Below are 9,876 nucleotides of genomic sequence, written 5' to 3' on the forward strand. Positions count from 1 at the left end.
ACACGAGTGCCGCGGCCATCGCGGCCGCCCGGGCACTCGGCGCCGTGACGCTGCTGCCCTCGGCGTACCGCATCCGCGCCGCGGCACTGATGGAGCTCGGCGACCTCCCCGGTGCCGCTCTGGCGCTGGCCGAGGGCCTCGAGCTCAGCTCGGCGACCGAGTTCGCGCACGAGCGCGGGTTCCTCAGGGTCGTGGCCGCTCGTCACGCCGCGCTGACCGGGCGGCGCAACGGCTGGCCGACCCCGGCCGAGGCCCAGCGGACCCTGGAGGAACTCGGGGTGGTCAGGGTGCCTCCGCCGTGGCCCACCGGCACGTGAGAGTCACGGGTGGCTGGCGCGGATGTCGAAGTCGAAGAGGAGCACGCTGAAGAGGTCTCCCGCGCCGTCACGGTTGCTCTGCACCGCGTCGAGGCACACGGTCTGGTCGTTGCCGAGTCGCCCCTTGGCCGGGCACAGCGGGGCCCGGGCGAACGCTCCCTGGTTCGTCACGTCCACCAGGAGCGGGAACTTCGCCACGCCTCCCTTCCCGCACAGCGACTTGTCGCAGCCGATCACGAAGGACGCGGGCGCCACCTTCGTGTAGAGCGGCGCGCCCGACGCGTCCTTGAGGTCGACAGCGGCGGTGACCAACCCGGCCTGGTTCGTCGGGTCGGTGATGCAGGCGAGGATGCCGGTGCAGGCACCCACGGACACAAGGATCTGGCCGTTGGCGCCGTTGGGCAGCTGAAGGTAGCCGCAGACCGGGACCGTGGCCGTCGGGACGGCACATCCCGGGTCGGTGACCGTCGTCGGTGCACCCGGCCTGCCGGTGGCGCGTACGGCCGTGGCAGCGACGTCGATCGTCGTCCCTCCGGGATCCAGGTCGACTCCGGAGGAGACCGCGACGCCCAGGACGACGCCGTTGCCGAAGGCGGAGTAGGTCGCCGTGATCGTGGTGCGGGACCCGCCCCTCGAGATCACCCCGCTCAGCCTCCCGGACAGCGTGCCCGGGCCGGACTGCTCCGACAGGACGACGGTGATCGCCCTGGTGACGGGCAAGGGGACGCCCTGGAGGTTGCGCGCCTCCACGACGACGGAGAAGGGGCGCCCCTGCACGGCACCGGCGAGGCCCGTGCCGGCGTCGTTGACCGCCACGACCACGAGGGAGCCCTTCGCCTGGCCGCCGACGGCAGACTGCGACACCACACCGGTCAGCGTGGCGGCCACGACGAGCGCGAAGACTGCCACGAGACGGAGTGGACGGCGAGCTGAGTGTCGGGACATGGGCGTCGCCTGTTCTGGTCGGGAATGGGCACCGTCTCCAGACTGGCCCCAATTCCCGCCGGGCGCATGCTCAGAATTGCGTACGCCAGCACGCCCGTCACCTCCCCCAGATGTACTAGCACCGCTGACCGAGCACGTCCTCGTCGGTGCTCTCTAGCCCTCGGACTGGGAAGGGGAACACGAGTGGCAGTGCACCTGAAGTCGGCCTCGGACGCGGCAGGAACGAGCCGGTTGGCGCACGGGACAGTGTTGCTCGTCGCGGCCATGGGCGCCTTCCTGGCCTTCCCTGACGTGCTGGACTCCGCCGAGAGCCTGGTCGAGGCGATCCGTGCGGTGGCCGACGGCCAGACCCGCGTACCCGGGCGTCTCCTGACCACCGTCTGCGCATCACTGCCGGCCCGGGGCACCGGGGAGGCCGACGACGACACCGCGATCCGACGGCTCTCCGAACGCGAGCTCGACGTCCTGCGCTGCCTGGTCGACGGTCTCTGCCGCAAGGAGATCGCCCTACGGTTGGGCATCGCGGCGAACACCGTCCGCTCACACGTCCAGAGCATCCTGCACAAGTTCGAGGTGCACTCGACCTTGACGGCTGTGGCCGTCGCCCGACGAGCCGGGGTCAAGGGCACCCCTCGGCCGATCAGCCCCTGACGCACCCGGATGGCCCCGCGCTGAGCGCAGAAACCGCCGGTTCGCGCATCAAGCATTGCCAGTCCGTGCATCAAGAGCACGCGGTTCGCGACGGTACGACGAACTCAGCGGGAGACGAGGGTGCGCGGGGCCACGAAGCGTGTGGGCAACGAGGACGACGACCGCAGGTGGATGTTCTGGAGCAGCCCCAGGGCGAGCATGCCGGCGAACATCGACGAGCCGCCGTAGGACACGAACGGCAGGGGCACACCGGTGACCGGCATGATGCCCAGACACATGCCGATGTTCTGGAACGCCTGGAAGCCGATCCAGCAGGCGATGCCGGCGGCGGCCACCCGGCCGAACATGTCCTCCGCGTGCAGGGCGATGGCGAGGGTGCGCCACACGACCACGCCGAGCAGCGCGATCAGCACCCCGGCTCCCAGCAGGCCGAGCTCCTCACCGGCCACGGTGAAGATGAAGTCGGTGTGCTGCTCGGGCACGAACCCGGACCGGGTCTGCGAGCCGTCGAAGAGCCCCTGACCGAAGACTCCTCCGTTGCCGATCGCGATGCGCGCCTGCTCCACGTTGTAGCCGGCGCCCCGCGGGTCGAGCTCGGGGTTCGTGAAGGCCATGAAGCGGTCGATCTGGTAGTCCTTGAGGAACCCGGCCGCCACCGCCACCCACGCCACCATCACACCGGCGCCGAGGAGCCCGCCCAGCCAGCGGCGCGGGGCGCCCGAGATGGCCAGCACGCCGAAGACCGTGGCGGTCAGCACGAGCATCGTGCCGAGGTCGGGCTGGAGCAGGATCAGCGCAGCGGGCACCGCCGCGATGGCGAGCATGCCGACCACGTCGACGGTGCCGATCCGGCGCCGCCACGAGCCCTCGGAACGCTCGGCCACGAGCAGCGCCATGCCGATCACCACGGCCAGCTTGGCGAACTCGGACGGCTGGATCGACATGCCGCCGAGCATCAGCCACGACCGGGAGCCGTTGACCGTGCTGCCCATCACCAGCACGAGCACGAGCCCGAGCACCGAGGCGAGGTAGATCAACGGTGCCACGATCCGCACCCAGCGATGGTCGGTGGCCAGCACCATGACCATCAGCACGACACCGATCGCGACGTTGACCAGCTGCTTCCTCAGGTACGCCGTGGGGTCACCGTCGCTGTGGGACGTGGCCGACCAGACCAGGATCGAGCCCAGAGCCACCAGTGCCAGGGAGGCGGCCATCAGGATCCAGTCGAGACCGGGGGCGCGACGCGGGTTCATGACTTCTTCTTCTTCTTCGTTGCCTGGGTCTTCGGTGGGAGCACCGAGCCGTCCTCGGCGAAGATCGGCAGCGACTTGCCGGCCACCACGCCTGGAATCGCGGCCCGACCGGGCGTCACGGTCTCACCGTCGATGCCGTAGAGGGTCTCCCAGATCTTGCGGACTGCCGGGCCCGAGGTGCCCGACCCGGTGCCGCCCTGGGAGACCATCATCACCACGACGTAGTCACCGGAGTATGACGCGACCCACGAGGTCGACTGCTTGCCGTAGACCTCGGCGGAACCGGTCTTGGACCGGATCGGCACGTCGTCGAGCGGGAAGCCGCCCATCCGCCACGCCATGGTGCCCTGCCGGGTCACGCCCTTGAGCGCGTCGTCGATGTAGCCGAGCACGCTCTGGGGGACCTTGACCTGGCCCTGTTTCTCGGGCTGGATGCGACGGACGAGGTTGCCCTCGGGGTCGACGATCGCCTTGCCCACCCGGGGCTTCCACAGCGTTCCGCCGTTGGAGATCGCCGCGTAGGCCCGGGCCAGCTGGAGCGGCGTGACGATGGTGTCGCCCTGGCCGATCGCGAAGTTGACCGCGTCACCGGCCCGGTAGGCGTAGCCCTCGACGCAGAACTCGTGGGCGAACTGGCGCAGGAACGCGCTGGCGTCCTTGGGCGGGTTCTTCTCGATGCCGCAGTAGTAGTCCTTCTGCGACTCGAAGTAGGCGCGCTTCCACGTGCGGTCGGCGATGCGCCCCGAGGCCTCCCCCGGAAGATCGAGCCCGGTGCGGGAGCCGAAGCCGAACTCCTTCGCCTCCTCGACCAGGGGGTCCTTGGCGTTCACGTCGGAGACATCGGAGCCTAAGCGGCGCCAGAAGTCATAGCCCACGCGGTAGAAGAAGGTGTTGCAGGAGACCTCGAGGGCCTTGTCGAAGCCGATGAACCCGTAGGCGCCGGACTCGTAGTTCTTGAAGGTGCGGTTGCCCACCTGGAACCCGGAGGAGCAGTTGAGCCGGGTGTCGGTGGTGTAGCCGTTGGTCAGGGCACCGGCGGTCATCATCGGCTTCCAGGTCGACCCGGGCGCGAACTGGCCCTGGGTCGCCCGCGACAGCAACGGGGTGCCGGCCTGCTCGGAGTAGAGCCGGGAGAGCTGCTTCTGGGTGATGCCGTTGACCCACACCGACGGGTCGTACGTGGGCTGGCTGGCCATCGCGACCAGGCGGCCGGTCTTGGCCTCCATCACGACCACGGCACCGGAGTCGGCGACGTAGTTCTTGCCGGACACCTCGTCGAACGTCTTGCGCGCGGTCTTGATCGTCTCGGCGAGCTGCTGCTCGGCGACCGCCTGCACCTTGGCGTCGATGGAGGTGACCAGCGTGTCGCCCGGGGTGCCGGCGTCGAGGCTGTGCTCCTTCATCACGCCGCCCATCGAGTTGACCTCGACGCGCTGGTAGCCGGGCATGCCGCGCAGGTAGGCGTCGTACTCCTTCTCGACGCCGGCGCGGCCGACCCGTGAAGCACCGTTGACCGACGTGTCGTCCGCGGTCTCGGCCTCGTCGAGCTCGCCCTCGGTGATCGGGCTGAGGTAGCCGAGGATGTGGGCGGCGTTGACCCCGTAGGGCTGTGGGTAGGCGCGCACGGACTGCTGCTGGGCGAGCACGCCGGGGTAGTCCTCGGCCTGCTCCTTGATCAGCAGCGCGACCTCGGTCTCGACATCGTCGGCGATCGGCACCGGCTGGTAGGGCGAGCCGTTCCAGCAGGTGCCGACCACCGCGTCGGCGTCGCCGCAGTTGAGGAGACGCGCCCGGATGCCCTTGGGCTTCATGCCGGTGGCCCGGGCGACGCGGCGGACCAGCTGGCTCTGCTCGTCGTCGGGCAGCTTGCCGAGCGTGGTGCGGTCGAGCGAGATCACCCACGAGCTGCGGTTGGCCACCAGCGGGCGGCCCTGGGCGTCGACGATCAGTCCTCGGTCGGGCTGCAGCACGATCTCGCGGATCGACTGCGAGGCGGCCTTGGCCTGGTAGACCTCACCGGCCGCGACCTGGAGGTACCAGAGCCGGGCGAAGAGAGTGACGAACAGGCTCAGGACCAAGGCCTGGATGACGATGAGCCGCAGGCGGCTGCGCTGTCCCGATCGGGCCGACGGGCTCATCTGTAGGCCACCTGTGCCGGTTCGAGGCGGTGGAAGAGCAGCATCACCGGCGGCAGCACGAACGGGGTGAGCAGGACGTCCCACACCAGCGCGACCAGGATCACCTCGAGCATCTCGCCCACGCCGACCACCGGGTCGTGGAGCAGCAGCCCGGAGAGCGCGAAGATCGAGGTGCCCACGAACGATGCGGCGGCCACGGTCAGCACGGTGGCGATCGCGGTCGGCCGGGTGTCCTGTCGGGCCCTACCGGCCAGGTAGCCGACGACGACCAGGGCCAGCGCCCAGCGCCCGGCGATGTGATCGGCCGGTGGGGCCAGGTCGATCAGGACGCCGGCCACGAAGCCCAGGGTCGCCGCGAACTGCGGACCCCGGACCAGCGCGGCTCCGACGACCACGAGCAGGGCGAGGTTGGGCACGATGCCGTCCCAGGCGAAGTGCGGGAAGAGGCTGACCTGCAGCACGGTCGCCAGCGCCACCACGGCGAGCGCGACCAGGGCACGAAGGGCGGTCATGTCAGTCGTCTCCCTCGCCGGCGCGGACGACGTCGCGGTCGGACGTCGCGCCGCGTGGGACGACGACCCCGACCAGGTCGAGTGAGGTGAAGTCGACGAAGGGCTCGATCACGGCGCGACGCGAGGTCTCACGCGGGCTGTTGATCACCGAGACCACGCGGCCGATCGGGATGCCGCCGACGTACGGCGTGCCGGCCTTGCTACCCCAGGTGGTGACCACGTCGCCGGCGTTGGCGACCACGGAGTCGTCCATCAGGTCGAGGTCGAGTCGACCGGTGCCGTCGATGACGCCGCGTCCGCTGAGGAACCCGATCTCCATGCTGGAGGCCAACCGGCCACCCACCACGGACTCGGCGTCGACGATGAGCACGACCGTGGCGGTGGTGCGGGTCACGCGGACCACCCGGCCCACGAGTCCGTCGTTGTTGAGGACGGTCATGTCGGCGTGCAGTCCGGCATCGGTGCCGGCGTCGATGGTCACGGTGTGTGAGAACGACTGGCCGGCGCCGACTGCGATCACGTGCGCGGGCACCAAGTCGTGGCCCGCGTCGGAGGCCGCCCGGGTCAGGCCGTCGTACTCGGCCAGGCGGTTGCGGTCGAGTCCGGAGGTCTCGACGCTGCGGCGCAGCTCGGCATTCTCGGCCTCGAGCGCGGAGACCTCCTTGCGGAGGTTCTTGCGGGTGCCGAAGTAGTCGGGGATCGCCGCGAACGGCCGCACCACGTCGGCGGTGAACGTCTCGACCGGACCGAAGGCCTCACCGGCGACCCGGCGGGCCGGCTCGACCGGGGAGTCCTGGCCACCATGGGCATCGAGCGTGATCATCGTGGCGCAGGCCAGCAGCAGGGCGATCAGCACCGAACGCGACGGACGGTTGTCCTTCTCGCGTCCGTCGGATCCCTTCCAGCGGTGCTCCATCAGAACCGCCGCTGGTCGGTGACGAGCACCTGCTGCAGGGCTTCGAACTCCTCCACGCACTTGCCGGCACCCAGGGCGACCGAGCTCAGCGGTTCGTCGGCCACGTGGACCGGCATGCCGGTCTCGTGACGGATGCGTTCGTCGAGCCCGCGCAGCAGGGCACCGCCGCCGGTGAGCACGATGCCGCGATCCATGATGTCCCCGGCCAGCTCGGGCGGAGTCTGGTCGAGGGTGGTGCGCACGGCGTCGACGATGTTGTGCAGCGGCTCCTCGAGAGCCTGGCGGACCTCGGCGCTGGAGACCACCACGGTGCGGGGCAGCCCGGAGATCATGTCGCGGCCGCGAACCTCGGCCTCGGGTTCCTTGGGCAGCGGGAAGGCCGACCCGAGCGTCATCTTGATCTCTTCGGCGGTGCGCTCCCCCAGCATCAGGGAGTACTCCTTCTTCATCCACGCGATGATGGCCTGGTCGAGGTCGTCGCCGGCGGTGCGGATGCTCAGGCTGGTCACGATGCCGCCCAGGGAGATGACGGCGACCTCCGTGGTGCCCCCGCCGACGTCGACGACCATGTTGCCGGTGGCCTCGTGGACCGGGAGCCCTGCGCCGATCGCGGCGGCCATCGGCTCCTCGACGATGTAGACCCGGCGGGCGCCGGCCTGGTAGCCGGCCTCCTTGACCGCACGCTGCTCGACCGCGGTGATGCCGCTCGGGACGCAGATCACCAGGCGGGGCTTGGCGAAGTAGCGGCGGCGGTGCACCTGCTGGATGAAGAAGCGCAGCATCTGCTCGGTGGCGTCGAAGTCGGCGATCACGCCGTCCTTCAGCGGGCGGATCGCGGTGATGTTGTCCGGCGTACGGCCGATCATCCGCTTCGCCTCGTGGCCCACCGCGAGAATCTCTCCGCTGGTCGAGTTGAGCGCGACCACGGAGGGTTCGTCGAGCAACACGCCCTTGCCACGGACATAGACCAGCGTGTTGGCTGTCCCGAGATCCACGGCCATGTCGCGACCGATGAGGCTGTTAGCCATCCGAAACCCTTGCTCGTTGCGGTGGTTGGGGGGAAGTTGCGCGTCGTGACCACACGGCGCGCCCGCCTCTGAGGGTAGGTTCGCGGCCCTCCCATCCCGGGTAGGACACGCGGTAGCGTCGCGCAGCCGTGGTCAACCTGCGGCCTCGCGCAGTAGGTTGCCCCCATGTCAGACATCGACGAGCTCCTCGCCTCCCTTCCCCTGGCCCAGATCAGCGCGGACCTCGGCGAGGACCCGGCCGCCGTGGAGCAGGCGGCACGGGCCGTGCTGCCGGCCTTGCTGGGTGGCCTCGACGCGAACGCGCAGGACCCCGACGGCGCCCGGTCGCTCCTGGGTGCGCTCGGCCAGCACGAGGACCGGGACCCCACCGACCCGTCACGGGTCGATGTCGCAGACGGCGAGAAGATCGCCTCCCACATCTTCGGCTCCCAGAAAGAGCAGGTGATCAATCAGCTCGGCAGCACCGGCGCGTCGTCGAGCCTGGTCAAGAAGCTGCTGCCGATCCTGGCCCCGATCGTACTGTCCTGGCTGGCCTCACGGATGACCTCGAAGGGCGCCGCGCCGTCGAAGACCCAGGACCAGTCGGTGCTCGGCAGCGTGCTGGAGCAGGTGCTCAAGGGTGCGGTAGGCGGGTCGTCCGGGGGTGCCGGCAAGATCATCACCGACGTGCTCGGTGGACTGCTGGGCGGTGGCCGGCGCTGATCGACGCGTTCGGGTCGCGTCGTGGGCCGACCCGTCGTCAGAGGTCCAGGGCCGCTGCCACCGCGGGGCGTACGCCGACCGGCACGTTCGACCGCGGCGCGCAGCTCGCCAGTGGCGCGATGCCGTGCTCCTGGACCACCGCGGAGATGTTGGACAGCATTCGTTCGAGCTGGTCCCCACTGCGGCCGGTCCGGACGGTGAGGTCGGCGACGACCTCCCGGCGATGCACGGGCCGACCCTCGTGCTCGGCGCGCAGCATCTCCACATAGCCCTCGACGACCGTCGCGATCTCGCCCTCCCCCCAGGTGCGGCGTGCCACGAGCGGGACGGCGGTGCCCTCCGGCAGGGTCCACCGCCCGTCCGGCTCGACCGTGAGTCTCCCGTCGGCGACCATCGCCTCGGCCGCCGCGCGCAGGTCGACCTGCCAGGTGAACAACAGGTCACCGGTCGACCTCAGGTCCTCCTCGTGGCGGGCCCACACACCCTTGGCCACCAGCAAGGGCGAGGCGGTGCGACCGGACACGCCCAGTGCCTCGACGATCCAGGATGTCAGCAGCGAGTCGAGCTCCACCCGGCCAGCGTGTCATCCCGGGTGCGTGACGCCCGCACCCGGTCCGCTGTACCGGGTGCGGGCGCACTCTCGGGTCGCTCAGTCGTCGCGGTGGCTGCTCAGGACCGCGAAGTCCCGGTCGAGCCGCACGCTCCATTCGGTGCCGTCGGCCTTGGTCACCTCGACCTCGTAGCGGCCGGCTCCGCCGTCGTCGTCACGATCCACGTCGGTGACCGTGCCCTTGCCGGTCTCTGCCAGAGCCGCCTTCTCGGCTGCGGTGTTCTCCCCCGCGGTCAACGGCTGGTCGTCGGCGTCGCGGTCACCAGCGTCGTCGCGGTCGTCGTGCCGGCCGTCGTCGCGGTCGTCAGCGTCATCGCGGTCGTCGTACCGATCGTCGTCCGGGCCGTCGGTCTCCGTGCCGACCACGCCGTAGTCCTGGTCGAGCCGCACGTCGACCTCGGTGCCGTCCGTGCGGGTGACCTCGACCTCGTAGAAGCCGTCGTCCTCCTCGGCCTCGGTGATGCTGCCACCGCCGGCCGCCTCGACCGCGGCCTGCGAGGCCCGGTCACGCTGGCTGCCACTCAGGTCGTCGTCGGCCGCACTGGCCCAGACCACGCCCCCGACGCCCACCACGGCGATCGCGGCGACGGCAGGGATCAGCACCCGGCGGCTACGCCACCTGCGCTTCGTGGCAGGGGCGGCAGTGGTCTCGGTCTGGTTGTCAGTCATCGGACTGTCCTCTCGTCGGTTGAAGCGATGAGAGGAGCCTGTCAAGACGGGGCTGAAGCCAGCCTGAACGCACCTGAACGTGCTTTCAGGTGCGTTCGGAGCGCGGCATCATCGGAGATGTTCCGGCACCAC

General features: G+C 70.2%; 11 protein-coding genes. 3 read left to right on the top strand and 8 right to left on the bottom strand.

The features are described 5' to 3' along the window. A partial coding sequence (locus NJ4_RS26160) for a hypothetical protein (RefSeq protein ID WP_169799329.1) occupies window positions 1-317 on the top strand: 317 nt, incomplete at its 5' end. 3 nt (window positions 318-320) lie between these two features. Here NJ4_RS26160 and NJ4_RS24295 read toward each other — a convergent pair. After that, on the bottom strand, window positions 321-1,226 hold the full coding sequence (locus tag NJ4_RS24295; protein WP_067441869.1) for a hypothetical protein: 906 nt from the start codon (window positions 1,224-1,226) through the stop codon (window positions 321-323). Window positions 1,227-1,445: 219 nt separating this feature from the next. Here NJ4_RS24295 and NJ4_RS25370 point away from each other — a divergent pair, with 219 nt between their 5' ends. Next, a complete protein-coding gene (locus NJ4_RS25370; RefSeq protein ID WP_217996985.1) occupies window positions 1,446-1,913 on the top strand; it encodes a response regulator transcription factor in 468 nt (155 codons plus the stop codon). A gap of 104 nt (window positions 1,914-2,017) precedes the next feature. Here the strand turns inward: NJ4_RS25370 and rodA are convergent, their stop codons facing one another. Genes rodA through NJ4_RS24325 form a run of 5 tightly spaced genes read right to left on the bottom strand, consistent with a single transcriptional unit; the run spans window position 2,018 to window position 7,763 of the window. Next, window positions 2,018-3,169 (bottom strand): rod shape-determining protein RodA, encoded by a 1,152-nt coding sequence (gene rodA / locus NJ4_RS24305; protein ID WP_067441875.1) that lies wholly within the window; start codon window positions 3,167-3,169, stop codon window positions 2,018-2,020. Further along, complete coding sequence (gene mrdA / locus NJ4_RS24310) at window positions 3,166-5,307, bottom strand: penicillin-binding protein 2 (protein WP_067441878.1); 2,142 nt, start codon at window positions 5,305-5,307, stop codon at window positions 3,166-3,168. The genes rodA and mrdA overlap by 4 nt, the downstream gene beginning before the upstream one ends. Beyond that, window positions 5,304-5,819, bottom strand: coding sequence for a rod shape-determining protein MreD (gene mreD / locus NJ4_RS24315; RefSeq protein WP_067441881.1), 516 nt, complete (start codon window positions 5,817-5,819; stop codon window positions 5,304-5,306). Before mreD ends, mrdA begins: the two co-directional genes overlap by 4 nt. A 1-nt stretch (window position 5,820) precedes the next feature. Continuing rightward, window positions 5,821-6,735: a rod shape-determining protein MreC gene (gene mreC / locus NJ4_RS24320; protein WP_067441884.1), complete on the bottom strand. Its 915-nt coding sequence runs from the start codon at window positions 6,733-6,735 to the stop codon at window positions 5,821-5,823. Continuing rightward, window positions 6,735-7,763: a rod shape-determining protein gene (locus NJ4_RS24325; protein ID WP_067441887.1), complete on the bottom strand. Its 1,029-nt coding sequence runs from the start codon at window positions 7,761-7,763 to the stop codon at window positions 6,735-6,737. The genes mreC and NJ4_RS24325 overlap by 1 nt, the downstream gene beginning before the upstream one ends. 165 nt (window positions 7,764-7,928) lie before the next feature. Here NJ4_RS24325 and NJ4_RS24330 point away from each other — a divergent pair, with 165 nt between their 5' ends. Then, window positions 7,929-8,465 (top strand): DUF937 domain-containing protein, encoded by a 537-nt coding sequence (locus NJ4_RS24330; RefSeq protein ID WP_067441891.1) that lies wholly within the window; start codon window positions 7,929-7,931, stop codon window positions 8,463-8,465. 37 nt (window positions 8,466-8,502) lie between these two features. Here NJ4_RS24330 and NJ4_RS24335 read toward each other — a convergent pair whose 3' ends face one another. Together NJ4_RS24335 and NJ4_RS24340 are read right to left on the bottom strand one after the other, a co-directional pair. Further along, on the bottom strand, window positions 8,503-9,036 hold the full coding sequence (locus NJ4_RS24335) for a hypothetical protein (protein WP_067441894.1): 534 nt from the start codon (window positions 9,034-9,036) through the stop codon (window positions 8,503-8,505). A 78-nt stretch (window positions 9,037-9,114) separates the two neighbouring features. Continuing rightward, the gene (locus NJ4_RS24340; RefSeq protein ID WP_067441897.1) at window positions 9,115-9,744 is read right to left on the bottom strand and encodes a PepSY domain-containing protein; all 630 of its coding nucleotides are present in this window, start codon (window positions 9,742-9,744) and stop codon (window positions 9,115-9,117) included. Window positions 9,745-9,876 lie beyond the last annotated feature (132 nt).

It is taken from the genome of Nocardioides jensenii JCM 1364 = NBRC 14755 (genome assembly GCF_001552535.1).
In the GTDB taxonomy this organism is placed as follows: Bacteria; Actinomycetota; Actinomycetes; order Propionibacteriales; family Nocardioidaceae; genus Nocardioides; species Nocardioides jensenii.

Bases quoted from the DNA above. Each gene is read 5' to 3' on its own strand.
- rodA (WP_067441875.1), bottom strand. From the start codon at position 3,169: ATGAACCCGCGTCGCGCCCCCGGTCTCGACTGGATCCTGATGGCCGCC.
- mrdA (WP_067441878.1), bottom strand. From the start codon at position 5,307: ATGAGCCCGTCGGCCCGATCGGGACAGCGCAGCCGCCTGCGGCTCATC.
- mreD (WP_067441881.1), bottom strand. From the start codon at position 5,819: ATGACCGCCCTTCGTGCCCTGGTCGCGCTCGCCGTGGTGGCGCTGGCG.
- mreC (WP_067441884.1), bottom strand. From the start codon at position 6,735: ATGGAGCACCGCTGGAAGGGATCCGACGGACGCGAGAAGGACAACCGT.
- NJ4_RS24325 (WP_067441887.1), bottom strand. From the start codon at position 7,763: ATGGCTAACAGCCTCATCGGTCGCGACATGGCCGTGGATCTCGGGACA.
- NJ4_RS24330 (WP_067441891.1), top strand. From the start codon at position 7,929: ATGTCAGACATCGACGAGCTCCTCGCCTCCCTTCCCCTGGCCCAGATC.
- NJ4_RS24340 (WP_067441897.1), bottom strand. From the start codon at position 9,744: ATGACTGACAACCAGACCGAGACCACTGCCGCCCCTGCCACGAAGCGC.